The 26,046-nt window shown below is 58.5% G+C and carries 17 protein-coding genes and 5 pseudogenes; 8 read left to right on the top strand and 14 right to left on the bottom strand.

What is annotated here, in order from left to right; translation table 11 throughout:
* Positions 1 to 173: 173 nt before the first annotated feature.
* Genes BDOA9_RS34600 through BDOA9_RS34585 form a run of 4 tightly spaced genes read right to left on the bottom strand, consistent with a single transcriptional unit; the run spans position 174 to position 4,008 of the window.
* Complete coding sequence (locus BDOA9_RS34600) at positions 174 to 1,178, bottom strand: ABC transporter ATP-binding protein (RefSeq protein WP_025038524.1); 1,005 nt, start codon at positions 1,176 to 1,178, stop codon at positions 174 to 176.
* Positions 1,175 to 2,182, bottom strand: a complete 1,008-nt coding sequence (locus tag BDOA9_RS34595) for an ABC transporter ATP-binding protein (RefSeq protein WP_025038523.1) — start codon at positions 2,180 to 2,182, stop codon at positions 1,175 to 1,177. Before BDOA9_RS34595 ends, BDOA9_RS34600 begins: the two co-directional genes overlap by 4 nt.
* Position 2,183: 1 nt before the next feature.
* Positions 2,184 to 3,029 (bottom strand): ABC transporter permease, encoded by an 846-nt coding sequence (locus tag BDOA9_RS34590; protein WP_244521648.1) that lies wholly within the window; start codon positions 3,027 to 3,029, stop codon positions 2,184 to 2,186.
* Positions 3,030 to 3,066: 37 nt separating this feature from the next.
* Positions 3,067 to 4,008, bottom strand: a complete 942-nt coding sequence (locus tag BDOA9_RS34585; protein WP_025038522.1) for an ABC transporter permease — start codon at positions 4,006 to 4,008, stop codon at positions 3,067 to 3,069.
* Positions 4,009 to 4,380: 372 nt separating this feature from the next.
* Here BDOA9_RS34585 and BDOA9_RS39205 point away from each other — a divergent pair.
* Positions 4,381 to 4,634, top strand: a pseudogene (locus tag BDOA9_RS39205) (ATP-binding protein); the annotation flags it as partial.
* A gap of 168 nt (positions 4,635 to 4,802) precedes the next feature.
* Here BDOA9_RS39205 and BDOA9_RS34575 read toward each other — a convergent pair.
* Positions 4,803 to 5,248, bottom strand: a pseudogene (locus BDOA9_RS34575) (ATP-binding protein); the annotation flags it as partial.
* On the bottom strand, positions 5,248 to 5,835 hold the full coding sequence (locus tag BDOA9_RS39200; protein ID WP_025038520.1) for a Mu transposase domain-containing protein: 588 nt from the start codon (positions 5,833 to 5,835) through the stop codon (positions 5,248 to 5,250). The gene BDOA9_RS39200 and the pseudogene BDOA9_RS34575, both read right to left, overlap by 1 nt.
* Positions 5,836 to 6,074: 239 nt before the next feature.
* Here BDOA9_RS39200 and BDOA9_RS37195 point away from each other — a divergent pair, with 239 nt between their 5' ends.
* The 4 genes and pseudogenes from BDOA9_RS37195 to BDOA9_RS34555 all read left to right on the top strand — a co-directional run bounded on the left by BDOA9_RS37195 (position 6,075) and on the right by BDOA9_RS34555 (position 12,489).
* Positions 6,075 to 7,442, top strand: coding sequence for an NAD(P)/FAD-dependent oxidoreductase (locus tag BDOA9_RS37195; RefSeq protein WP_082847973.1), 1,368 nt, complete (start codon positions 6,075 to 6,077; stop codon positions 7,440 to 7,442).
* The gene (locus BDOA9_RS34565) at positions 7,442 to 8,743 is read left to right on the top strand and encodes an FAD-dependent oxidoreductase (protein WP_025038519.1); all 1,302 of its coding nucleotides are present in this window, start codon (positions 7,442 to 7,444) and stop codon (positions 8,741 to 8,743) included. Before BDOA9_RS37195 ends, BDOA9_RS34565 begins: the two co-directional genes overlap by 1 nt.
* Before the next feature lie 764 nt (positions 8,744 to 9,507).
* Complete coding sequence (locus BDOA9_RS34560; RefSeq protein ID WP_244521620.1) at positions 9,508 to 10,998, top strand: ABC transporter substrate-binding protein; 1,491 nt, start codon at positions 9,508 to 9,510, stop codon at positions 10,996 to 10,998.
* 238 nt (positions 10,999 to 11,236) lie between these two features.
* A pseudogene (locus BDOA9_RS34555) lies at positions 11,237 to 12,489 on the top strand (transposase).
* Between the two features lie 145 nt (positions 12,490 to 12,634).
* Here BDOA9_RS34555 and istB read toward each other — a convergent pair.
* The 5 genes from istB to BDOA9_RS34520 all read right to left on the bottom strand — a co-directional run bounded on the left by istB (position 12,635) and on the right by BDOA9_RS34520 (position 19,599).
* Positions 12,635 to 13,498 carry an IS21-like element helper ATPase IstB gene (istB, locus tag BDOA9_RS34550; RefSeq protein ID WP_445291834.1) on the bottom strand — a complete coding sequence of 288 codons (864 nt, stop codon included), beginning with the start codon at positions 13,496 to 13,498 and terminating at the stop codon, positions 12,635 to 12,637.
* The gene (istA, locus tag BDOA9_RS34545) at positions 13,495 to 14,754 is read right to left on the bottom strand and encodes an IS21 family transposase (RefSeq protein ID WP_025038516.1); all 1,260 of its coding nucleotides are present in this window, start codon (positions 14,752 to 14,754) and stop codon (positions 13,495 to 13,497) included. The genes istB and istA overlap by 4 nt, the downstream gene beginning before the upstream one ends.
* A gap of 196 nt (positions 14,755 to 14,950) precedes the next feature.
* Positions 14,951 to 16,213: a Glu/Leu/Phe/Val family dehydrogenase gene (locus tag BDOA9_RS37190; RefSeq protein ID WP_244521619.1), complete on the bottom strand. Its 1,263-nt coding sequence runs from the start codon at positions 16,211 to 16,213 to the stop codon at positions 14,951 to 14,953.
* A gap of 458 nt (positions 16,214 to 16,671) precedes the next feature.
* Positions 16,672 to 18,072 (bottom strand): aminotransferase, encoded by a 1,401-nt coding sequence (locus tag BDOA9_RS34525; RefSeq protein WP_025038512.1) that lies wholly within the window; start codon positions 18,070 to 18,072, stop codon positions 16,672 to 16,674.
* A gap of 12 nt (positions 18,073 to 18,084) precedes the next feature.
* The gene (locus BDOA9_RS34520) at positions 18,085 to 19,599 is read right to left on the bottom strand and encodes an NAD-dependent succinate-semialdehyde dehydrogenase (RefSeq protein ID WP_025038511.1); all 1,515 of its coding nucleotides are present in this window, start codon (positions 19,597 to 19,599) and stop codon (positions 18,085 to 18,087) included.
* Positions 19,600 to 19,753: 154 nt separating this feature from the next.
* On the opposite strand from BDOA9_RS34520, the gene BDOA9_RS34515 reads away from it, so the two are divergent.
* Positions 19,754 to 20,230 (top strand): Lrp/AsnC family transcriptional regulator, encoded by a 477-nt coding sequence (locus BDOA9_RS34515; RefSeq protein WP_025038510.1) that lies wholly within the window; start codon positions 19,754 to 19,756, stop codon positions 20,228 to 20,230.
* A 519-nt stretch (positions 20,231 to 20,749) separates the two neighbouring features.
* Here BDOA9_RS34515 and ald read toward each other — a convergent pair.
* Positions 20,750 to 21,862, bottom strand: a complete 1,113-nt coding sequence (ald, locus tag BDOA9_RS34510; protein WP_025038509.1) for an alanine dehydrogenase — start codon at positions 21,860 to 21,862, stop codon at positions 20,750 to 20,752.
* A 404-nt stretch (positions 21,863 to 22,266) separates the two neighbouring features.
* Between ald and BDOA9_RS40235 the strand changes: the two are divergent.
* Positions 22,267 to 22,961, top strand: a pseudogene (locus BDOA9_RS40235) (LuxR family transcriptional regulator); the annotation flags it as partial.
* A gap of 175 nt (positions 22,962 to 23,136) precedes the next feature.
* Here the strand turns inward: BDOA9_RS40235 and panC are convergent.
* Positions 23,137 to 23,983, bottom strand: a pseudogene (gene panC, locus BDOA9_RS34500) (pantoate--beta-alanine ligase).
* An 11-nt stretch (positions 23,984 to 23,994) separates the two neighbouring features.
* Positions 23,995 to 24,867, bottom strand: coding sequence for a 3-methyl-2-oxobutanoate hydroxymethyltransferase (gene panB, locus BDOA9_RS34495; RefSeq protein WP_025038507.1), 873 nt, complete (start codon positions 24,865 to 24,867; stop codon positions 23,995 to 23,997).
* Positions 24,868 to 25,377: 510 nt separating this feature from the next.
* Here panB and BDOA9_RS34490 point away from each other — a divergent pair.
* Positions 25,378 to 26,010, top strand: a complete 633-nt coding sequence (locus BDOA9_RS34490; protein ID WP_025038506.1) for an acyl-homoserine-lactone synthase — start codon at positions 25,378 to 25,380, stop codon at positions 26,008 to 26,010.
* The last annotated feature ends 36 nt before the right edge of the window (positions 26,011 to 26,046 follow it).

The raw sequence follows: 26,046 nt of genomic DNA, 5'->3' as shown, positions 1-26,046 counted from the left end.
GCCCTCCGCGGTTCCGCGGAAAAGCGTCGTCACGGTAGACGGCGCGAGTACAGAGTTAGATGCTCGACGTCAGGCGACGCTCGTCTCCGTTGGCGCCTTGGCCCTGAGTGCTCTGAGCTCGACGGCCTCTTGACCGCTTACTCATACACGAGCTATCGATCCCGGATGGTGTTTCAGTCACAGCGTTGGCTTTCCTTGGGAATTCTTGCGGGTGCTCGAACATGACAGGCTACAAATCGGCCATCGGGAGTGGGGGTCAAGAAAGGCACTTCCACTCTACACCGCTCTACGGCCAGCGGACAGCGCGGGTGGAATGCGCACCCGCTAGGCGGATTGATAGGGCTCGGCACCTCGCCTTCAAGAGGCACTGCTAACCGCGCCCGGGTTGGATCAGGGACCGGGGCAGCCGCAATCAGCGCTTCGGAATACGGATGAACGGGATCGGCAAATAGCGTATCTGCTGACGCCAACTCGACGATCCGACCGAGATACATCACAGCTATGCGATGCCCGATGTGTTCGACGACACTTAGATCATGCGAGATGAAGACAAAAGCAATGCCCATCTGCTGCTGAAGGTCCATCAGCAAGTTCAATACTTGCGCCTGCACGGAGACGTCCAGAGCAGACACCGCCTCATCCGCGATGATCAAGGATGGGTTTAGCGCGAGCGCGCGCGCGATGCCGAGCCGTTGCCGCTGACCGCCCGACATCTCTGAGGGACGCCGGTTCATCATATCTGTCGACAAGCCAACTTGTTTGAGAAGGTCTCCCGCGAGCAGTCGGCATTCCCGTTGACTGAGGCGCTCAAAGTTCTCCACCGGCTCAGTAACGATTTGTTGAGCCGTGAGCCTGGGGTTCAACGAGGAATACGGATCTTGAAAAACCATCTGCATCCGACGGCGCCAAGTTCGCAATTCCATCTTGTTCAGGCTGGCAATATCGGTCCCATCGATCAGGACGCGACCGCTTGTGGGCTGCACAAGGCGCATAAGTAAGCGCGCTATGGTGGACTTTCCGCAACCTGATTCTCCAACGATGCAAAGGGTCTGGGCCGCCTCGACGGAGAAGGACACGTCCTCTACGGCTCGAACTTTAGTGCGCTCTCGTTTCAATACGCCATTAGCGATGGCATAGTGTTTAGTCAGACCCTCAACTTTCAGTAGGGGACTTGTCATGCGTCCATGACCTCCTCTGCACGCCAGCACGCCGCTGCATGATCGCGCGCCAAACCGCGCAATGTGGGCGCCGATTCACGGCAGAGTTGGCGTGCGTGTGGGCAACGAGGCGCAAAGCTGCATCCGGCAATTGGGTCGCGTAGGTTGGGTACCGTCCCAGGAATTTCGGGAAGTCGGGCCCTTCGCCCTTGCCGACGATCCAGCACGGACCGCATGAGTCCTTGCGTGTAGGGGTGCGCCGGCCGCGCGAATAACTCTGTGACGCTTGCCTGCTCAACAATCTTGCCCGCGTACATAACGATTACGCGTTGACAGGTTTCCGCGACAACCCCAAGGTCATGCGTGATAAAGACGACGGAAGTTCCGGTGCGCTCCTTGAGGTCGACAATCAGCCGCAGAATCTGCGCCTGGATCGTGACATCCAACGCGGTCGTCGGTTCGTCCGCAATCAGGAGCTCAGGCGAGCACGCAAGAGCCATCGCAATCATCACACGCTGACGCATTCCACCCGACATCTCATGAGGGTAGTTCATTATTCGCCGCTCTGGGTCGGCGATGCGAACGAGACGGAGCATCTCGATGGCTCTTTGGATTGAATCCGATCGGGACGCGCTCGTGTGTATTTGCACTGCTTCGGCAATTTGGCGGCCAATCGTGTGCACCGGACTTAAGCTGGTCATCGGGTCCTGAAAGATCATGCCGATACGGCCCCCGCGGACCTTGCGCATCTCGCGGTCCGAGAGTCTCAGTAGATCACGCCCACCAAATAGGATCTGACCGCCTACCGTCCTGGCATTGTTCTTCGGCAGCAAGCGGAGGATTGACAATGCTGTAACGCTCTTGCCGCATCCAGATTCACCTACAACGCCGAGCGTTTCACCTTTTCTGACTTCGAAGCTGACGCCGCCTAGAGCTCTGGTAATGGATCCTTCAGCAAAGAAGTGCGTCTCCACATCCCGAAGATCGAGAAGCAGCTCATCTTTCGTGCGTTCCTGCATATGCATGTCAACTCGTCCGCTTTGACCGCGGATCGAAAAAGTCGCGCAATCCGTCTCCGAGCAAATTGGCAGCAAGTACTGTCACAGCTAAGCATATTCCTGGAGCAAATACTGACAATGGTGCAATGCTCAGATACAACCGGCCGGTCGAAATCATATTGCCCCAGCTAGCAATGTCTGGTGGCACTCCGACTCCCAAGAAGCTTAATCCCGCTTCAATCAAGATCGCACTTGCGCAAACATTTGCACCCTGAACCATAAGCACAGGGATGGTGCTCGGCAGAACGTGCCGCCACAATATTTTTGGCATGCGAGCGCCGCCACACAGAGCCGCTTCGACATAGGGTCGCTCACGAACGCTCAGAACAACAGAACGCACGAGGCGTGTAACGGCCGGGATCTTCGTAACGGAAATGGCAAAAACGAGAATTCCGATACCGGGTCCAGTGAGCGAAGCCAAGGCGATCGCCAACAGTATCGTGGGGATCGACATCAGCCCGTCCATGATACGCAAGGCGATGTTGTCCACCGCGCGATAATAGCCTGCGGTTACACCAATCAAAAGACCGAAGAAGGCGGCGGCCAATGTTGTAGCGACACCTACGACAAGCGAGATCCGCGTACCGAAAACCGTTCGCGCGAAAATGTCGCGCCCTAGATAGTCAGTGCCAAGCCATGCTTGTGCGGAAGGCGGCTGAAGGCGCTTGAACGGATCCATGATCATTGGATCACCAGCATAAAGTGGAGCTGTAATAGCGAGGGTAATCAAAAGCGCCAACAATCCGCCCCCTGCCGCGATCAGAGGAAATTGTCTTACCTTTGGGAAGTGTGCAGATGATGATACCTGCTGCATTGTCAAGTCGTCGGGTTGTGAAGAGATCAGCGCCATCTTAGTACCGAATGCGGGGATCGATGAAGGTGTATGTTAGATCAACTGCGAGGTTGATAAGGACGTAAAGACCCGATGTAAGCATCAGAACGCTTTGAATGATCGCGTAGTCTCGATTGTTTATCGCGTCGACCACGAGACGACCGATACCAGGAATATTGAAGACAGTCTCTGTTAGAACAACACCACTAACGAGATACGCAAAGCTGATACCGATCACGGTCATAATCGGCACGCCTGCATTCCTTAATGCATGGTGAAAAAGCATGGCGTAAGTCGATGCGCCTTTGGCGGCGGCGGTTCTCATGTAGTCTTCTAGAAGAACTTCGAGCATGCTTGCGCGTGTCATCCGCGCGATTAGCGCAATGTAAGCAATACTCAAGCTCGCCGCTGGGAGTATGAGTTGCGCGATCCACGGCCGGACGCCCTCGTCGATGGAGACATAGCCTTGGACAGGTAGCCACTTCGCCTTTATGGCGAATAGATAAATTAGGAAATAGCCAACCACGAAGACCGGGACGGAGAAACCAATAGCGGAAAATGCGGTGAGCACGCGGTCGATCACGCCGCCCGCGCGCCATGCGGCGATGATTCCAAATGAAACGCCAACCGTCGCAGACACGAGCATCGTCAGCAGCGAAAGTGAAATCGTAGGCTCAATGCGTTGCGAGATTAGCTCGATGACCGGACGACCAGCAAAGATTGAAGTACCAAAATCGCCGCGCAGCATAGCCCGCGCCCAACGGATAAACTGAACGGGTATAGGATCATTTAGTCCGAGCCTCTCGCGGATGCCGGCAACCATCTCTGCAGTAGCATTCGGCCCAGCGATCACACCTGCTGGGTCCCCCGGCGCCATCCTAATGAGTAGGAAAATGAAAACGCCTACCATCGCCATCACCGCGACGGCCGAAAGGATTCTGCGAAAGATGTATCTGCCCAAATTGCCCTCAACCGTTGCGTGTTAGTGCCGCGGACGCGCTCTTCCGGAGCAGGTGCCAAGTTTCGCGCTTCACCCCGTCGATGCTAGGTAACTCCACGGAGCACGACTTGTCTTCTTTTCAGTCCTATGACCGCGCACCACAGTGCGGCTGCATCAAAACTCAACAAGAAAGTTCTACATCTCCGGCCAGCTCTAAAAGCTCTGATATCCGGCCCATGAAGCTGGAAAACCGCGTTCAACGAGCTGGATGCGGTGGATTCCTGCAGTAACGCCGAGTCTGCCGAGCAGATCTGGCTTGTCCCGCCGCTGGGATCGTCGATCGGGTGGATCCGTGCCTCTTAAGCACGTCCCGGCTGGCCGGGGGGGGCGGCTTCCATGCTGATCACGTCGAACCGCAGCGTTGCTGAATGGGCACAGTGTTCGCCGATGCCGTGGTCGCCACCGCGGTCCTCGACCGGCTCCTGCACCAAAGCCACGTGCTCACGATCCGCGTCGACAGCTACCGGCTCCGCGCCAAGCGCAAGAGAGGCCTCATCAAGACGCCGACCGCCGGTGACGGCCCTCCGCTCGGCTCCGCCTTCCTCCGGCCCGTCACCGACGGAAACAACCTTCAACCGAGATCATAATCGCGATGGTGGGGGCAGTTCTTCGTGACGCAAAGGGGGCAGTTCCGGATAGCGTTTGACACTCGGCTGCCCAATACTTCGTCGCCGCAGAGCCTCCTGGATATTTTCAACTTAGCACTCTTAAACCCCCGGAGATCGCCTTGGCTTAGAAACCCCGGGAAGACCTTCTGCGACCAGCGTCGTCGCCGTGGTGAACTGCACGGTGTATCCGCCAGGAGCGCCTCTCGCCCGGGAGCGATCGACAAGTGCGTCTTACCTACGCCTGGCGGCCCGAGCAGCAGCACGTTCTCTCCGTTGGCTATCCAACGTGATGCGGCAAGATCACGGATCTGCTTTGGGTCGATCGACGGCTGCGCGTCGAAGTCGAAGCCCGCAAGCTCCTTCACGGCTGGGAAGTGTGCGAGCTTCAGCGCCGTCTCGATGCGGCGATGATCCTTGCGTGCGATCTCGCGCTCGCACAACAGGATCAGCGTCTCGCGTGTGGACAGGTTCGCGCGCGCCGCCTCATCGAGCAGGCTGTCGAGCTGGTCGCGGATGCCGGAGAGCTGCAATCGCGCCAGCATGGCATCGAGCGGATCGGTTGTTGCTTTAATTACCCTCTTTGCCCGTGCCATCAGAATCTTTCTCCGATCACGGCTTCGTATTCGGCAAGAGGACGCAACAACGAGGGCGGTGGAGACGACCCCGGTACTGTCGCCGCAGCAATCTCCGGCCGGCGGACCGCGCCGTTGCGACCAGCAACACCATCGAGATGGGCAAAGTCGATGATCCGCAGCCGGCGACCCTCCGATTGTTCGTGCACTGCTACCTGGTGCAATCGATGGCGGATCCGCACTTCGCCGGCCGCGATCGTTACCGCCACGCGCTCGCCAATCAGGCGCCACGGTACCGAGTAGCTGTTCGTGTCGATCTCGACGGCGCAATCGTTGCCGACGACGCGGGTCAGTTCACGCAGGGATCCGAACGACGGCTGCCCGCCGAGCGGCTTCAACCGATGTATCTCGTTGCGCGCGAAGCGGATGATCGGCGCCTCTCCGGTCGTGCCGTGGATACGAACGTTCGTAACCTCACGCTCCCACCTGTCGAGATGCGGCTCTGAGGGGGCAGTTTTCCATGGCGCGCGACAGCCGAGGGTGAAAAGCTGCGGGAGATCAAGCATGAACGCAGGATGACGGCCCGACTGCGCCCAGTTTTGCGGCATCAGTCAGAGGAATCGGACTAATGATCGGCTCGGCGGTGCATTCAGCCGATAGGCGGTTGTCGGTCGCTCGGCCACCCGATCTGCGTAATGCGATTGTTGGCGCTCTCGCAATGTAAAATCATGGAGATTTTTGCATATACGTGCAAAGGCCTCTAGACGGCGCACGGTAAGCACCGGGTGACAAGGAGTTCTCGCGGGGCGAGTTGACAGGTCGGAGGCGCCGATAGGTAGGACGTTGCATGAATAGTTTTGGTCTAACAAGCAATAATGAGGTTGTTGAACGGCTTGGTGGCCGCAGGGTAGTTGTGGTCGGCGCCGGAATCGTGGGCTTGATGTCCGCTCTCGAAATTCAAAGGGCCGGAGTGGAGGTAGTCATTGTTGATGCTGGGTCGCCTGGAGGGCGGCAAGCGGCGTCATACGGCAACGCCGGGTGGGCATCAAACGCTGCTGTGATGCCAATATCGGTGCCCGGCCTCTGGCGGAGAGTGCCTAGTTACATTTTTGACAAAAGCGGGCCGTTCACCATTCGATGGTCATACTTGCCACGCCTGCTCCCGTGGCTCTTGCGATTGTTGTGGGCAGGGCGCAACTGGGAGCAAGTCGAAGCGTGTGCGCGAGTGCGCTTCGAGCTTTGCCGATCGGCGTCAGCTGACCATGTGAGGATCTCTGCAGAAGCGGGTGTGGCCCACTTGGTTCAACGAAGAGGCTTGCTACTGGTCTGCCGAGATCGATCGGAGATACTTAGCACCCAGCACGAGAGAGGTATCCGACGTCAACTCGGCATCGAAAGCCGCGAACTCAGCCCAAGCGAATTGAGAAGACGCGAGCCGAACCTGTCGAGCGAGTATCGATTTGGATTTTTGAATGAAGACGGCTGCCATATAAGCGATCTGGGGGCGTACTGTGAAGCGATCGCAGATTTAATTCTGCGCCGTGGCGGCCGAATCGTGCGTGCAAGAGCGACCGGCTTTGAAACCGTAAGAGGAGAAGTCGCTAAGGTACTCACAGATGGCGGGGCGATAGGTTGCACTCATGCGGTTGTAGCCGCGGGAATTGGCTCCAAGCGACTGGCTGCGATAGCTGGCGACTACGTTTCTCTTGAGTCCGAGCGCGGCTATCACGTGGTGTTTTCACACCCGGGTAACATATTATACGGCCCAATCATGCCCATAGACGGCAAGATGGCCATCACACCGACGCTTGATGGCTTCCGCATTGCCGGCCAAGTCGAACTCGCGAGTGAGAAGGCATTGCCCGATTGGCGACGCGCGGACATTCTTGCGCAATTCGCTAGCCGTTTGTTTCGAGAGCCCGTCCAACCTGGCATCGAAGTTGATCGATGGATGGGCCACCGTCCCTCAACACCTGACGGGCTGCCGTGTATCGGGCCGGCGAGTGCATGCGGGAAACTGTACTACGCATTCGGCCACGGTCACTCTGGCGTTGCACATGCCCCTGCGACTGGCAAATTGGTTGCAGACCTTGTCCTCGGTCGTAAACCTGATTTCGACATTTCCCCGCTATCGATTCAAAGGTTCAAGTTGTTTCAATCTCGATCTTGTCGGTTCCGGAAGAGTCCTCAAACGCAGTCCCAGGAAGAAGTGTAATGCGCTCCGAAATTGCTCCGAGCTACATGTTGCCGTCTGGATGGAACGCTCTGCTGCCGCCACGAAGTCCTCACGACAAGCCGCCGAAAGAGCACAGATTCCACTCGATCGTTGTCGGAGCTGGGTATACAGGACTTGCGGCTGCGCGCCGCATGGCTGAGTTGCTCCCGGATAAAGAGGTTCTCGTGATCGAGGCTTCCGAGGTGGGGGAAGGATCGTCGGCCCGCAACTCAGGCTTCTTGTCTCCAACTTTCTATGCTCCACAAGCAAACGCTTATGGCTCCGCTGATGATGATGCTGCCCGGAAACTGCGAATAGTGCTCGCGGGAATCGACTCTCTGCGTACTCTGGTCAAGGATAACAATATCGATTGTGATTGGGATGAAAGCGCGCCGCGGCTTGTCGCTGCTGCAACCGCGGACGCTGAACATAGCCTTCAACAGTCTCTGAACTCGCTGCAGAAGAGGGGGCTGAAATACCTGGAGCATGGCTCTGAGGCGCTCAGAGCCACTCTTGGTACGGCTTACTATCGATACGGCTATGAGACGGAGATACGGGTTCTGGTACAACCGGCCGCGCTGATCCGAGGCCTTGCCGATACACTTCCATCCAACGTAACTCTGCTTGAACGCTCGGCGGTCGAGGCCGTCGAGGGGGCCGGCCCGTTTCAGGTTAAGACGCGGCTGGGGAATTTCACCGCAGACAAAGTCTTCATCGCGAACAATGCACATGCGCGGGCCTTGGGCTTCCTGAAAAATCGGATGATCGTCGTACACACTTATGCTGCCCTCACTCACGAGCTGGAGGACGATGAACTCGACCGGTTGGGGAACTTGCCCGCATGGGGACTTCTTCCAGCAACGCGTGTGGGAACTACCCTGAGAAAGGGCCTACGTCGTTTGCTCATCCGCAGCGGCTATTCATACGAAAAAGAGAACGATGTTAGGAACGTGCGGTCGCTTTTGACTGAGAAGTATCGACGCCGATTCCCGGCGATGAAATGCTATGCGTTCCAACATGTGTGGGGCGGCGGCACCGGTATTACGTCCAATCGGGAAAGCTATTTCGGCGAGCTGAAGCCTGGACTGTACATCTCAGCAGGGTGTCAAGGTGCAGGCGTAGCGAGAGGCAACATTCATGGGAGGTTGTTGGCTGAGATGGCCTGCGGCTCGCAGTCCGCGCTCTTGAGCGATCGCCTCAAGCTGGCCGGACCGAGCTGGATTCCGCCAGAGCCATTTTGTAGAATCGGCGCCATGATTAAGATGGCTTGGATGCACTGGCGCGCCGGGCGTGAGTACTAGGGGGGCCCCTATGGTAGCGTCGCCCGGTCGTAATTGACTCCTTAAAACGAGAGTCCGGTGGCGAATGTCATGAGGCTCTACTAATTTGGTGCTTCCTTCGGTTCCGTCCAAGCCGTGCGTCGAGCGGGCCTAGGTTTCTTAGTCTGGGAGGTGGGCGGGTTTCAATGGCGATGGGCAAAGTATCGCAGCACGTGCGGGCACAATGAATGCGCGGGATACCACGCACTGGATTTGCGGTGCAGCATACCCTGGCGGCTTCGCATTCGGGATGATGGGAGCGACAAAGCCATTGCTCCGGCGGATCGCTAGAAGTTCGATTGCAATCAAGGCCGTGGTTGGCGCGTTTTGGGCGGAACGGTTGAGCATCATCCTCCTGAAGATTCGCCGACGAATCCGACCTCCTGAGTCTCAGAAAAATGCGCAATTGTTCTAAGTCGACCCGGTGCACGGTCGGGCTTCATCGCGCGCGGCATTAAGAAGTTCCGCTGTACCCGTTCCGGCAGGAGATATGTCGCTCGGGATGAGGAGCCCAACGCCGTCGCTTGTTTGCCGTCAGACGCAGCTTTCCGGCGCTCTTCTACCAATTATAGCTTCTACCGGCGTTAGATAGCGTTTAGCATTTGTCGATTTAGACGTCGTACAAGGGACCCGAACATATGACATCTCGACGCGCTCTCTTCAAATTCGGCCTGGCCGCCGGTGCCGCTGCGTTGATGCCGCCCTCGCTGCGAGCACAGACAGTGTCCCGCGCGGGAACTGTCCGAATGGTGAAGCCGGTGCCACTTTCCAATTTCGATCCGGTATTCTCTTCGCTAGATACAACGCACGATCACGCCTTCGCAATTTACGATCAGCTATTCGCAATTGACTCGGAGCTTCGACCGCAACCGCAGATGGTTGGCAAATGGGAAGTTTCGGAAGATCGAATGACTTATACGTTCGAGTTGCGAGAGGGTTTGGGGTGGCATGACAGTACTGCTGTCACTGCTGCGGACTGTATCGCGTCAATTCGACGTTGGAGCCAAGTCGCTACCGGGGGAAAACTCCTGATGTCGCGAATTAAAGACATCTCAAGAAAGGACGAAAAGACCTTCTCAATCACTCTCAATGAGCGTGCACCCGTCATTGACCTACTCGCTTCACCGGCCGGAAATCCACTGTTCATGATGAGGGAGAAGGACGCGAACCGACCCGCCACGGAGCAAGTGACCGCGAACATAGGGTCGGGGCCGTTCAAGTTCAATGAAGCGCTTGCAAGGCCAGGTTCTAGCTTCGCTTATGATCGCAACAAAAACTACGTGCCGCGCAAGGAGCCAGCGGATGTTTTTGCCGGGGGTAAGGTTGTGAAGATCGAACGTATCGTCTGGGAAACGGTACCTGACCCGCAGACGGCGATAGCAGCGCTGCAAACTGGAGAAATCGATTTTGTCCAGCGTCCTCCAATCGATCTTCTTTCGGTGCTTGAAGGAGATCCCAACATTGAGGTCGAAACTCTGAACACGGCGGGTGTTGATTGGTATCTGCGCCTGAACCATTTGCAGGGGCCGTTCAGCAATGTAAAGGCGCGCCAAGCCTTGCTGCACCTGATTGATCAGGAAGCATTCATGCGCGCGGCAGTCGGCGACTCGCGCTATATTAGTACGATTACTTCCATCTTTGGAAAGGGGTCCCCCTATTCTAACGGCGAGAACACTGGCTGGTACAGAAAGGGCGGAAATCGGGAAAGAGCTAAGCAGCTGTTCAAAGAGGCAGGTTATGGCGGGGAAAAGGTTGTCATTCTTCAGCCTACGGACTTTCGAGATTACAGCAGCGTTGCTCAGCTACTTGCCCAAACGCTTCAACAGATAGGAGTCAATGCGGAGCTCGCACCCAGCGACTACGCTGGTGTTGTGAGACGCCGGGCTAACAAGGGGCCGGTGACCGATGGCGGCTGGAGCATATTTATAGTAGGTGCCGCCGATTTCAATTTAGGGGAACCCCTCTCCGGCATACATCTCGCAGCCACCGGAGATAGGGCTTGGTTCGGTTGGCCGTACAACGAGGAGTATGAGGCTGTTCGGACAAGGTGGGCAGAAGTTGAGACCGTGCAGGAGCGACAGGAATTGGCTCGCAAGATGCAGTCTATCTGGTGGGATTTCGTCGGCTTCGTATTCCTTGGCCGGCAAGTGCAACCAGTAGCGTACCGCAAATCTCTAAAGGGCCTTGTTCAAACGCCGGTGACATACGTGCCTATGTGGAATATGCGGAAGTCATAAGATGTATCCGTGTGCGAAATCTTTGTCGGATCGGCACGGGCCGTCACGCCTTGCCGACACGGCTGTGGAAAGTCTCTCGCGAACAAGGCTCTAAGCGATTGAGCGGGAGTCTGCTTTTCCGATCTAGGGCCGTTTGAGATTGCAGGGATTTGGGGTGTTGCGCCGCCGAACCCCGCAAATTCGTTTGCGCATTCCCTTTTGCGGCGGATCATGATTCCTTGACGCATCGGAGGGGACGATGCGGCCGAAGAAGCACAAGACGACGCGATGGAATGACCTGTTCTGGTCGCGGCCGGACCAGATCATCAACATGAAGCACGAGCTGGTTGCGCTGGCCGGCAAGATCGATTGGGACTGGATCGACGGCGAGGTCGCTCCGCCCCACACCGAGAACGGCCGGCCCGGGATCGAGACGCGCTTCATGATCGGGCTTCCGCTGCTCAAGCACATTTACGGGCTATGCGATGAGGGCGTGTGCGAACGCTGGGTCCACGACCGCTATTTCCAGTTATTCACCGGGAAAGAGTTCTTCCAGAACGCTTTTCCACACGGGCATTCCGACCTGAGCCACCGGCGCAAGCGGCTCGGCGACAAGCTGGAACTGCTGCTGGCCGAGAGCCTGCGAGTGGCGCACGAGCCCGGCGCGTTGCGCGGCCGGGACCTCGAGCACGTCGCGGTCGACGCCACGGTGCAGCTGAGGCCATCACCTTTCCGATCGATGCCAAGCCAGGATCAGGGGGCTGAACCGCGTGGCCAGACGGCACGGCGTCAGCCTGCGGCAATCCTATTGTCGCGCGGCCAAGGCCGCGGCGATGATGGCTGCCCGCTACGCCCATGCCAAACAGTTCAGGCGGCATCCGCCGCAAGATCGAGGGCCAGCCAGCGCTGGAGGAAGCGTTTGCACCTCCTCTCAGCCGAGCCAGCCAGATCCGCTCACAACAGCAGCGCCAGCGCGACTGGAAGCTTTGTTCCTTCCATGCCCCGGAGGTGGAGTGCATCGGCTAGGGCAAGGCCCCCGTCCCTTACGAGTTCGGGGTGAAGGCCTCTATCGTCACCCAATAACAGCCTCGCTCTCCGCGGCTTGTTCGTGCTGGATGTCCGGGCGCTGCCTGGTAATCCCCCTACGACGGCCACACCTTGCGGGACGTCATCTACCGCAGCGTCCGATTGAGCGGGCCTATGTCGATAAGGGTTTTCGCTGCCACGACGCGCGAAATTCCCGCGAGTCTTCACCCTCCGCCAGAAGCGCGGCGTCTTCGCTGCCATCAAACTTGAGCTGCGCGGCCGCCGCCATCGAGCCCATCATCGGACACATGAAGGCCAAACTTGGCCGCTGCTACCTCAAATTCCACGCTGGCAAACGTGATCCTCTCAGCCGGCGGACACAACTTTCGGCGCATCCTCGCCTGGCGCAGAGAGCTCTTGGGCTTGTTAACGGAATTGCTTTGGCGGACACTCGCATGCTCGAACAAGCTCAATCTGGCTTCTTAACGGACGACTGGAAAACGTGCGGGAGATGCCCAGCGCGATCTCCTCGAATTCCGGCGTTCAGGCGAAGGCCAGAGCGCCGTGTCAACGGCACACGGAATCTCCTCAGAAGTGGCGCCGCAAAATTCCCCAGTTGGCGGGATAACGATCAGCCGTCGACGTGATCAGCACCTCCGTCTTTTGATGGCCGGCCCCGGCGTTTCAGGGTCGGGGGAATGGGGTTCGTGGTTGCATGCGTTTTGTGTCGGATAGTCTCGGGGACGAGATCAGCATGTTCGCGTAGGCGGTAGCTCGAGCCCTCGATTTGGATGACGACGGCGTGGTGAAGCAGGCGATCGAGCAGCGCGGTAGCGACGACGGAATCGCCGAAGATCTCTCCCCACTCGGCGAAGCCGCGGTTCGAGGTTAGGATCATGGCGCCTTTTTCATATCGGGCGTTGACGAGCTGGAAGAACAAATTGCCGCCACCGGGAGTGACCGGGAGGTAGCCGATTTCATCTACGATGAGCAGCGCGAACCGGCAGTAGTAGCGGATCCGCTCGCGCAGAGCGCCGTCACGTTCGGCCTTGGCAAGCGAGGCGACGATATCGGCGAAGGAGCTGAAGTAGACGCTGCGCCCTGCCTTGACGGCCTCCACGCCGAGAGCGAGGCTCAAATGGGTCTTGCCGGTTCCTGGTGGCCCGATGAGATGGACGGCCTCGGCCCGGCTAATGAACTGCAATCCGGCGAGCGCCAGGACGCGGTTTTTGTCGAGCGAGGGTTGGAAGGCGAAGTCGAAGCCGGCGAGCGTCTTGATGGCCGACAACTTGGCCATTTGAACCGCCATTTTGATGCGACGGTTCTCGCGCATCGTGAGTTCTTCGGTGAGCAAGGCGTCGATGGCATCGAGGGCGCTAATTTCGCCGCGTTCGAGGCCGCGCAGGGTGATGTCGAGGATTTCCAGGGCGCGCGGCATCTTCAGACTGACCAGGTTGGTCTTGACGCGCTCGATGACGGAGGAAGCACTCATCATACGACCTCCTGGGCTGCCAGCCGGCGGCCAACGGCCGCGTAGAAGTCAAGCGAGCGACGAACGGCGTGGTCACCGGCGCGCGTGAGGGTGACGGGTTCTTCACTGCCTGGACGGCGTCGGCCGAAGCTGGCGAGCTTGCGATGCGCCGGATCGAGCCGCTTCTGGCCTCGACCTTCGAGCGGGGCATGACTTGCCACCAGCACGCTGCCCTCGAAGATGCGGATTTCGTCAGCGAGGACATGGACGTCGAAGACCCGCCGCCGCGTCGTATCAGGCACGCTATACAGATTGCCGCCGACGCTCACCATGCCTTCGTGGGAGGCCCGTCGCTCCAGATGCAACACCGCCCGATAGGGCGCGCTCGGCAAGGCTTGCAGTGCCGCCTTTTCCTCGGCGAAGGCCTCGTTGACGACCCGATGGGTCGTGGCATGCACCCGCGGATTGGCGACGGTATCCAGCCAATGGCGGAGCCGGCCGTTGAGGTCGTCCAGATTGCGGAAGACCCCGCCGAGGAAGAAGTCCTCGCGGATGTAGCGGAACGGCCGCTCGACCTTGCCTTTTGTCTTGGGCCGATAAGGCCGGCAGGCGCGCGGCTGGAAGCCATAATGGCGAGCGAGATCGACCAGCGCGCGGTTGTAGACCACGAGCCCCTCGGCGTTTTCGCCAAGGACAGCGGTCTTCATGCGGTCGTAGAGGATCTCGCGCGGAGCGCCGCCAATCGCTTCCAGAGCGGCGATATGGCAGCGAAGGACTGTTTGCAGATCCTGATGGACAACGAACCGCGCCCAGATCAGGCGTGAGTAGCCGAGCACCATCGAGAATAGCCAGACGATGCGCTTGACCCCTGGCTCGTCGATAAACTCGACCTCGAACCTGGCGAAGTCGACTTGCGCCTGCTCACCTGCTGGAGTTTCAAAACGAACTTCAAAGGTTGCCGGCTGGGCAGGCCGCAGCTCGCGCACGCGATCGCGTACGATGCTGTAGCCGCCGACGAAGCCGCGTTCCTTGAGCTCACGCCACAGCCGCACGGCCGTGAGCGCAGGATAGGCAGCCAGCCGCTCACGCAAATAAGCTTCGAAGTGGTCGACAATTCCGGGCCGCGCCGCTCGCTTTTTGTAGACCGGCGGCTCCAATCCTTTAGCGAGGTAGGCCCTGACCGTCTTTCGGTCGACACCAAGTTGCCGGGCGATAGCGCTGACCGACAGACCTTGACGATGCAAATCCAGGATCATGACAAGTTCCCCAAGTTTGAGCACCGCGCCCTCCTTTCCGCCTGCAGGAGGAACGTCGGCGATTCGGCGCGCCGGCCGACCGTCCAGGGCATGCCCTGGACGGTCGGCCGTCACGAAAACTGGGGAATTTTCAAATGCCATAAGTGGGGAGAATTACTCCGCCACTCACACGCCGGAATTACGCTCTCTCAACAAAGGTCTTCCATCGCAATACGGCCTATTACAAATACAGTCCTCGTTGTTCTCGGGCTTCTAAGACGCGGCGGCATCCTAAGATATATGCTGCATCGCGGAGAGTGACACCATGTTCGAGGTGCGCACGCCATACGGCGTCGCAGGCGTCCGTAAGCATTTGGCCGAGCTTGTGCCGGACCTCGGCCTCTCGCCAGAAGTAGGAAGAATGGTCCTGCACCCATTCGAAGTACGAGACGATTACCCCTCCTGCATTTGCAAGCACGTCAGGAACAACGGTGACGCCTCTTTCCGTCAGGATTGCATCCGCCTCTGGTGTGGTGGGCCCGTTTGCACCCTCGACGACGAGTTTTGCTTCGATAGTGCGTGCGATGTTGGCGGTAATCTGCCCTTCGATGGCAGCGGGGACGAGAATGTCTATATCTGCGAGCCAGAATTGTTCGCGTGTAATTTCAGTACCAGTTCCTGATCCAAGAATTGATCCCGAGTTAGCTTTATGCCGAGACAGAAGTTCGACATCGAGACCGTCTTCGCAAAAAAGCGCACCGTCGATGTCCTGAACCGCGACAATCCGAGCACCGGCTTGAGCGAAGCTACGAGCCGCCGCGCTACCTACATTCCCAAAACCTTGGATCGCAATTTTCTGATTATCGAGACCTTGGCCCAGCCGAGCAGTAATTTCTCGAGCGGCGATATAGACACCCTCACCCGTGGCATCCTTTCGGCCAAGGGAGCCCCCTAGCTCGATGGGCTTTCCTGTGACTACGCCACTAACCACTTGTCCTTTTGTTAGGGCATATGCATCCATCATCCAGGCCATTACTTGCGCGTTAGTATTCACGTCTGGTGCGGGTATATCCCTATCTGGGCCGATAATGTTTGCGATTTCGATCGTATATCGGCGGGTGAGCCGCTCAAGTTCTGTGCGAGAAAGCTTTGCAGGGTCCACCCTCACCGCCCCCTTGCCGCCGCCGTATGGTAGACCGACTACGGCATTCTTGATCGTCATCCAGGCAGCAAGCGCCATCACTTCCGACAGGGTTGCATCCTGATGAAAGCGAATTCCGCCTTTGGCCGGTCCGCGGCTAGTATTATGATGTACCCTATACCCTTCAAAATGATCGATCGTGCCGTCGTCGCGCTGAATAGGGACGTCGACTACGACAGCACGCTTGGGCCGCTTAAGGGTTTCGACCCAACGAACGAGCGATCCAAGAAAAGGCGTCGTTCGATCTACTTGCGCAAGGTAGCTAAGCCACGCGTCCGCATCAGAATAGTCGACGAATGACAATTCCCCGGCCGCAGGAGTTCGAATGGGAGCCGTTCGGATACGTGAAGTCTTCGCTATTAGCGACATCGCTAGTAGTCCTCATGTGATGATGGTGAGAGGTCGCTTTGACGCCAGCGACGCACCTGACGATCTCTGTATTAGAATGACGAGACGAAAGCCCCGCGATCGCAAAAGGTGAACCGGCGAGTGTTGCTCAGCAGCGCGACTCCCAACGAGCACAAAGCGCCAGCATCGGGAACGCGCGTAGTCCCGACGTCCGAGACAGCTGTCGTGTTGTCGCGTTTCCTGCAGATCTCGGCAGATTACGTGCGAAGCGCGCCTCCGACCGAAAATCAGTGGCAGCCACTCACCTCGAAAACTCTCGATTGCAACGCATCTAGGCAGAGTGTTTAGACCTGACCATCACTGGTCAAGAGGATATGGTAGTGTGCCGCCGTCCATAAACAATCGCGGATTGCCTAGAGTCTCAGTGACTCCCTGGCGAGTTCATCCATGACTTGTTTGGTGGCACGATACGCAAGATCGACGATCTCGTCGATCTCAGTTTCTGAGACAACGAGAGGCGGTGCAAATCCTAGGATGTCTCCATGGGGCATCGCTCGAGCAATCAACCCGCGGTCGCGCGCAGTCTTCGAAATCCGGGCGCCGACTTTGAGGTTCGCATCAAAGCGTCGCTTCGTCTGCCGATCTGCCACGAATTCGACCGCTCCCAGCAGCCCTACACCTCGAACCTCGCCGACAATCTCAAGCTGTGCGAAACGCTCGTTCAAACGCTTTTGGAAGTGCGCGCCGACGACCTTGGCCCGATTACTCAGCTGCTCCTTTTCGACGATATCCAGGACCGCATTCGCCGCAGCGGCGGCGATCGGATGACCCGAGTACGTATAACCATGCGAGAAAGCCCCGACGCGGTCAGCCGCATCTTCCATCACTTTATAAACCTTCTCACCAACAATGGCGCCCGAGAGCGGCATGTAGCCGGACGTCAGCCCTTTTGCGACGGTGACAAGGTCTGGTTCCATGCCATAGAGCGTGCTGCCAAAGTCGGCGCCCGTCCGCCCAAAGCCGCAGATAACCTCATCGGCAATGAGCAGGATGTCATACTGCTTCAGGACGGCCTGGATTGCCTGCCAGTAGCCTGATGGCGGCGGTGTGATACCTCCAGTGCCTAGCACAGGTTCTGCGATGAATGCACCAATTGTCTCGGGCCCTTCCCGCAGGATCAGCTGTTCGAGCTCGGCCGCTCGCCGCCGTGAAAAGTCCCCTTCTGCTTCGCCTGGCTCGGCGCCCCAGTAATGATGCGGCGAACCCGTATGCAGGATACCAGGGAAAGGAAGGTCCATGTGATCATGATAGAACGACATGCCAGTCATCGAGCCCGAGATGACCGAGCAGCCGTGGTAGCCTCGCTCGCGCGAGATAATCTTCTTCTTTTTCGGCTGTCCCCGAAGATTGTTGTAGTACCAAACAAGCTTTGCCTGGGTCTCGTTGGCGTCTGATCCGGACAACCCGAAGAAGACCTTGCTGGGTTTGCCTGGGGCCATTCGCACGAGGCGATCTGAGAGTGTGGCGAGCTCCTCGGTCGTGTGCGCCGCATAGCTGTGGTAATACGCCAAATTGTAGGCTTGACGCGCGATCGCCTCAGCGACCTCAGTCCGGCCATAGCCGATGTTGACGCAGTAAAGGCCGGCGAACCCATCGATGTAGCTGCGCCCTTCAGCGTCAGTGATACGAATGCCCTTGCCGCCGGTGACAATGGTGGGATCACCCAGTTTTCCTGCGGCGAAATCCTTTAGCTGAGTAAAGGGATGCAGCACACTCGAGCGATCTCGTTCAGCTATCGTCTTGATGTCGACCATTTTGTTGTTCTCCTAAGCCGCCAGATCACCGATGCAGACGTATTTAAGTTCCATGTATTCAGAGAGGCCGTGGCGAGATCCTTCACGCCCTAACCCCGATTGCTTCCACCCTCCGAACGGGATGGGTGGCCCGGTGAACGAAGGTGTATTGACGGCGACCATGCCGCACTCGAGCCGTTCTGAGAGTCGCATCGCCCTGCGCAGACTGTCGGTATAAACGTATCCAGCAAGCCCCATTTCATTGTTGTTCGCGCGGGTGATGACCTCGTCTTCCGAATCGAAGGGAATCAGGGCGGCAACCGGTCCGAAGGTCTCTTCGCGCGCGATCAGCATATCGTCGGTGACGTCGTGCAGCAGCGTTGGGGGCACGAAGTTGAGGCCCAAGCTCGGGTCATGCTTTGCGCAGATCGCGCGAGCTCCCTTCTTTGTCGCATCGTCGATTTGAGATCTGCACTTTTGGGCGACCGACAGTTTGGTCATGGGCCCGATATCCGTCGCAGGTTCCAGGCCATGCCCGACCTTCAGCCGAGTCATCGCAGCAGCGAACGTTTCAACGAACGCGCTGTAGATCCCGCGTTGCACATAGATGCGATTGGCAGCCAAGCAATCCTGGCCGGATGTCGCAAACTTTGCAGCCATCGCACCCCTGACCGCCTTATCGATGTCAACGTCATCGAAGACCAGGAAAGGGGCATGGCCGCCCAGTTCGAGGGACACCTTCTTGACACTCTCGGCCGCACCCCTGAGAAGAAGGCGGCCAACTTCAGTAGACCCTGTGAACGAAAGGGCCCGTATTCTGGTATCATCCAAAAGCGGCTTCGAAAGCTCGACCGGATCACCAACGAGCACTTGAAACACGCCTGGCGGGCATCCCGCCTGTTCGGCGAGCCTGGCCAGGGCCAGCGCCGATAGCGGGGTCTCGGGTGCGGGCTTCACAATAATTGGACAACCGGCAGCAAGAGCAGCCCCTGCTTTGCGGGTAATCATCGCCACAGGGAAATTCCAAGGCGTCACTGCCGCCGTGATCCCTATTGGCTGCATTCGCACCTGAAGCAGACTATCCCTCTTATGGCTTGGAATGGTCTCTCCATAGGCGCGCTCGCCCTCGGCCGCGAACCAGTCCAGAAAGCCAGCGCCATAGGCGATTTCGTCGCGGGCTTCAGCGAGAGGTTTGCCTTGTTCGCTCGTCACGATGATTGCGAGCTCGTCGGTGTGCTCGCGCATCAACCGGGCCCAGGCTCTCAAGATTGCTCCTCTTTCGGCCGGCAAGAGATTGCGCCAAGAGGGAAACGCCCGTTCAGCTGCCGCCATTGCCGTAGCTATGTCGGAGGCGCCACAGCGAGCAACCTCCGCAATCCCTTCTCCGGTGGCAGGGTCAACGACAAGATCTCGCTCATTTCCCGAGATCCACCGGCCATTGATGAGTGCGGCCCCCGTGAGGAAGTCGCGGCGGCGCAGGGCTTGTAAATGCTGGGCCGCGAGGCCGGCTGGGTGCGGGGGCTTTTGCCGGATGGTCTGAACGGTCATTGTGGGTCCCGCATCGTGAATTCTTGAAATGGCTTATGCATTCAGGATACTGATAGCGGACAAAGATTTGCGTCCCATTTTCCTCCCGATTCGAGGATTTCCTGCAGCGCCTGAGGGATTTTTGGCGGAATGCGCCTGGAGGCTGAAGCACATGATGCAATACGATCGGATCGATGCCCGTATTCTGGAGATTGTCCAAAAGAATAATCGCCTGACATCCGAGGTCATCGGTGAGATGGCCGGTCTCTCCGCAACGGCTTGTCAACGGCGCCTGAAAAGATTGCGCTCCGAGGGGATCATAGAAGCTGATGTATCCATCGTTTCGCCGAAGGCCGTCGGTAGACCTATTCAGATGCTGGTCTTGGTGAGTCTCGAGCGCGAGCGTTCGGACATCATCGACAAGTTCAAGAAGGCCATCAAATCCTCGACCGAGGTCGTCAACGGCTTCTACGTCACGGGTGACGCGGACTTCGTGCTCTATATTACGTCTCAAACCATGGAGGATTATGAGCAGTTCACCCGGCGGTTCTTTTACGAGAACTCGGACATCAAGGGATTCAAAACCATGGTCATCATGGACCGGGTGAAGACGGGATTTGCTGTTCCAATTGAACCCCCCTCTGAAGATTGAGCCATGCTCTTCCATTGTTTCTTTGTCGTGTTGCGTCACGGGACGGCCAACAGAAACACGGCGGAACTCTACCACCGTCCGCGCAAGTGGCGTACGTCCGGTTCGCATCTCGCCTTGTTGAGGGGCTGATCCAACTGAGATGCGCCCGCCGTGCCGATCAACGAACAGCAGACACAGGCGCAGTCCCAGTCCTCTTCCCTGCCCAACCGCGATAATGAGCCCGAGCGGAGACTATCCTCCATCCGTGACCTACGAACGGGTTGGTATCGCGGCGCGCATTCTGTCACTGCGCTAGATCCCAACCGGCACGCGATCGGATCACCATAGGTGGCAGAGAGCGGGCCTCGGGAGCCAAAGGCCTGGCTCGTGCATAAGGCAACAGTGAAACACCGCCAGCAGGAAGTAACGCACTCGACTTTTGCGGACCGCTTGGTCCGACCCAAAAAGAAAAAGGGGCCACCCCCGAAGGAGTGGCCCGCCAAGTCAGGGAGGAAACGCCCCCACAGGAGGCCTCTGGGATCAGGCCGCAGCCTGTTCGATTGGCGAAAAGGGCAGCCCAAGACTTTCGGCCACCGCCTTATAAGTGAGACGGCCTCGGTAGACGTTGAGACCCGCGCGCAGATGCGGATTTTCCAGAACCGCTGCGAAGCCTTTGTTGGCCAGCGCCAAGCCAAATGGCAACGTAGCGTTATTCAAGGCCTGGCTTGAAGTCAGCGGGACGGCGCCCGGCATATTCGCCACACAGTAGTGAATGACGCCGTCGACTTCGTATGTGGGCTCCGCGTGAGTCGTCGCGTGGGACGTTTCAAAACAACCACCCTGATCGATCGCCACATCGACGATGACTGAGCCCTTGCGCATCGAAGCCAGCATTTTGCGGCTGACGAGTTTCGGGGCGCTTGCTCCCGGGACAAGTACGGCCCCGATGACGACGTCGGCAGCAAAGACTTCTTCCTCGACGCTATCGATCGTCGAAAATCTGGTGCGGACCCGCCCCTCGAACGATTCATCGAGCTCGCGCAGGCGGGGAATCGACCGGTCGATGACGGTGACTTCGGCACCAAGCCCGACAGCCATGCGCGCTGCGTGCGTACCGACGACCCCACCTCCGATCACGACAATTCGCGCGGGTTGAACACCGGGAACGCCGCCGATCAACAAGCCCCGACCGCCCGTATATCGCTTGAGCGCCGTTCCGGCTGCCTCGATCGCGAGCCTGCCGGCGACTTCGCTCATGGGCGCAAGCAAGGGCAGGCCACCGTGAGCGTCCGTCACCGTTTCGTATGCCACGGCGGTGCAGCCAGACTTGAGCAGCCCCTTAGCCTGTTCTGGATCTGGAGCCAGGTGCAGGTAGGTGAAAAGGATCTGGTTCTCCCTCAGCTGCACCCATTCGGAAGGCTGCGGCTCCTTGACCTTAACGATCATCTCGCTTGAGGCAAAGATTGCGCGAGCCGAGTCGAGAATCGTTGCACCCGCGCGGCGGTAGTCGTCATCCGTCGAACCTATGCCGGCGCCTGCGTTCGTCTCGACCAGCACGTTATGGCCAGCGGCGACATACTCCCGGACTGCTCCCGGGGTGAGACCCACACGATATTCGTGCGTCTTGATTTCCTTGGGAACACCCACCTTCATCTGCCATCTCCCTGCTGGATGCGCACTTCTAATCAAAGATGTGGTGCAATCCTGCGTGGCGGAGCGACAGGTAGCGCAGAAATGCAGCGATTTACGCCCAATTCGTGCAGGATTTTGATTCTGTTAGGACGGCACGCAGACAAGGTGGTGCTCATGGAGCTGGCGGGGCGCCGAGCGCCGGACTGCCCCCGAGCGGTGCAAAAAACAGCCATACTTTTCTCGCCATCTTAAACTCGCCTTAAAGATGCATTTGGAGTCGCAGTAGAGCGACAACCGAGAACGTTAAATACACATCGATTGCAACGCCCTGCACCACACCCTGTTGGGATAGCGCGAGTCTGAACCGCACGCAGAGACGCGACAGCTAAAAACAGCATTGCTGACATAAACGCCTCCAACCGAAGATGACGCATACCATTCCGACGTTTATCGAGCGGCTGATCGAGAGCAGAAGCCAAAATGCTCTGCAAGAGAGCATGGCCGAGGTCGCCCGCAAGCTGGATCTCTCTTCTTTCGCCTATCTCAGCTTGCCTCGACAGCCAAGCGGCAGCCCAAGACTGATCTCCACCTATCCGGCATGCTGGACCGCTCACTATCTCAGCGCTATGAGGCTGTTGATCCTGTTGTTCGCAAGGCTATTGCGGACTCCAAACCGTTCAAATGGGGCCTCGTTCGGGGTCGCCGGTCTGTTCTGAATCCGAGCGGGAGCTATTGGAAGAAGCGAGCAGGTTCGGCATTCGGCATGGATTTACGATACCGATCCACGGCAACGGGGGTGAGGTCGCGATCGTAACGTTTGCGACGGATCTAAAGCGAGCTGGCTTCGAACGCTCGATAAATCAGCGGGCCGAAGTCCTGGAGGTCATCGCCTGGTATTTCCACGCGCATGCCAAGCAGAAATGTACGCCTGATCGGATGATCGACGGCGTGTCGCTGTCTCCCCGCGAATTCCAGGGCCTTGAATGGTCGTCTCGCGGCAAATCCATTGGCGACGTTGGCGCGATCCTCGGAATCTCACGGCGAACCGCAGCATTTGATCTCGACAACGTCCGCCAAACTTGGTGTTCGCACCATCTGCCAGGCCGTAGCCCGTCTGGCGGCGCGAACATACAAGGATAGCAGTCAGGGACGCGCGATGACCGCCCTGCCGCAGTTGATCAGTGTTGATCCTGGGTCACCGATTGCCGCTGGCCCATGGGACCAAAATAGCCCATTGGCAGCCTTACGAAGCGTGGATCGACCCAGCGCGCCGTTTGCGTTGTCCCGCAGGTGGATCAAGGCAACGACAGGATCACGTTGTCGATCAACCTTGTCGAGCCGACATAGGCTGCAACACACAGCGCCGCGCTATGTTGCAGCGGGCTCGTGGCGGCACCGAGCGTCCGGCAATCAACGAGCTCAAGGTATTGCACGCGATCGACGTCGTTCAGCTTCTCCTGCGCTATCGCAATCAGCACTTCGGCGTTTCGCTCGCCGGCATGAAAGGCCGCGGCGGCCGCGAACAGCGCGCCGCTAATTCCTGCGGCCCGCAGGCGTTCCGCCCCCAAGCAGATAGCGGTTGCGGCTACTCATCGCCAGCCCGTCCGGTTCGCGGACAGTCGGCACCTGGACGATTTCGATCGGAAGGTTGAGATCGGTCGTCATGCGACGCACGACGGCACACTGCTGAAAATCCTTTTGTCCGAAGAACGCGACGTCAGGCTGCACCACGTTGAACAGCTTGCAGACAACGGTTGCCACCCCTCTGAAGTGTCCAACTCGAACGGCACCGCATAGTGGCTTTGTCAGATCGCCCGGCTCGACGTAGGTTTCAAAGCCGGCCGGATAAACCTCGCGGGCGTTCGGCGCAAACAGGATGTCCACACCAGCATCGCGGCAGAGATGCTCATCGCGCGCGAAATCCCGCGGATAGGCGTCAAGGTCCTCGTTCGGTCCAAACTGAGTGGGATTGACGAAAATGCTCACCAGGGTGAGGTTCGATCGTGCCCTGCTCGCCTCCACCAACGACAGATGGCCTTCGTGGAGATAGCCCATTGTCGGCACGAATCCGACGCGTTTGCCCGTCCGGCGCGGCTGCGCGATCAGGCACCGCAATTCCGCTATGCTGGTGATGGTCTTCATGGCGCTGTCCGTCAATGCGATCCGGGCGGCGCCCAATGGGCGAGCTCTTCGGCGAGCTCCTCCGGGAGCCGATACGACTCGTTCGTGCCCGGGAAGCTTCCCTGGCGTACGTCTTCTGCCCAGATCGACAGCGCCTCGCGCAAGAGCTGGAAGCCGTGAGCATAGGCACGAACGAATTTCGGCCGATGTCCTTCGATCAATCCCAAGACATCATGGAATACGAGCACCTGCCCGGAGCAGGCGGGACCTGCTCCAATACCAATTGTCGGGATGGTGAGTGATTCGGTCGCCCGCCCCGCCAGCTCGGAAGGAATGCCCTCCAGCACAAGTGCAAAGCATCCCGCGGCCTGGAGACGATGGGCATCATCGAGCAGACGCAGGGCGTCGTCGGCATTTCGTCCCTGCACTTTGAAGCCGCCCATGACGTTGACGCTCTGTGGAGTGAGGCCGAGATGGCCCATGACCGGAATTTCGCAATCGACCAGTGCGCGAACCATTTCGACACGCTTGGCGCCGCCCTCGAGCTTGACGGCGTCAGCCCCGCGCTGGAGCAGGCCGCCCGCGTTCCGGATCGTCTCTTGCGGGCTGAGATGAAAGCTGAGGAAGGGCATATCGGCCACAAGCAGCGAGCGCGGCTTTGTTCGGGCGACCGCCTCCAAATGATGTTGCATCATGGCCATGCTGACCGGCAGCGTGTTGTCGAAGCCAAGGCACACGTTACCGACGCTATCGCCAACAAGGATGATGTCGACTATGGGATCAGCGATGCGCGCAGCAACCGCGTCATAGGCGGTCGTCATCACGATCCGCCGCCCCTGCTCTCTCCACAGGCGGAGAGATGGTATCGTCACGCGATCGGCCGGATGCCGGGATATGTGGCTCATTTTGGTTCCTGATCGCGATGGTGGGCATTCTGCGAGGTCGGCGCTTCCTAGGGAAACGAAGAGGCAGCAGTCAAGACAAAGATGGCAGGAGTGAGCCTGACTGCCTGTCAATTCGAGAAGACGGTCGAGATGTTCCAATGATGGCGCGATCATTTGGGGAGAATGACCCAGTCGTCCTGGCGGCGAGTTGCAACCGCTTGGCTCCTGTCCCGGACATAACAGTTGGGCTGCGCCCGCGAAGGATGAAAATTGCGATCGTTCACGAGCAGCGTCTGGCGGTTTCGAACGGTCATGGCAAACTGTGCCCTTTCGCGACCTTCGGCCGCATTCCATTTCGAGAGGGTTCGACGAAGATCAGTACTGCGCATGTCGTTGCTGGCCCGTCACTGGCTGATCCTGAACGAATCGAATCGTTTATCGAGCCGAGGTTACGGACCCCCTGTGCACCTGCACAGGTTTTGGCGGCAACAGGCCTCTGCTTTGCTTTGCGAACAAAGCACGGAGCGCACCATGATGCTGCTGATCAAACCGGAATATTACGGCGAGTTCGTCCCGGAACTCGCCGAGATGGGCCGTCTGCGTTATCGGGTGTTCAAGCAGCGCCTCGATTGGGAGGTCCAGGTGAGCGGTGACATGGAGGTTGACGAGTTTGACATCGCTCGGCCGGTGCATCTCCTTTTGCGATCTCAGGAAGGCCAGCTTCAAGGGTGTGTTCGCCTTCTGCCCTCGACGGGAGCGACCATGTTGCGAGACACGTTCCCGGTTCTTCTGGACGGTCAGCCGGCGCCCCGAAGCAGCGAGATCTGGGAGAGCAGCCGTTTTGCGCTGGACGTTCCCTCTGACGCGGCGAAGGCAGGTGGCGGGCTTGCCGCCGCGACTTACGAGCTTTTCGCCGCCATGATTGAATTCGGTCTCTCCCAACGGCTTTGCAAGATAGTCACCGTGACCGATGCCCGCATGGAGCGCATTCTCCGGCGAGCCGGCTGGCCCCTTTGCCGCATTGGAAAGTCCCGTGCCCTCGGCAGCACCACGGCCGTTGCCGGTTATCTTGAGGTGCCGACCGATGCGCTGGAGCGGATCCGCAAGGCGGGACGTATCTCAGGCCCGGTGCTTTGGGCTCCTGTCCTCGGAGCCGCCGCGTAGGCCTTTGCGCAACGCGACCGGCAGAATCGCTGAACG

Source organism: Bradyrhizobium sp. DOA9 (genome assembly GCF_000617845.2).
Classification (GTDB): domain Bacteria; phylum Pseudomonadota; class Alphaproteobacteria; order Rhizobiales; family Xanthobacteraceae; genus Bradyrhizobium.
The sequence above is the reverse complement of the archived record's forward strand: the minus strand, read 5'-3'. Positions and strand labels throughout refer to the sequence as shown.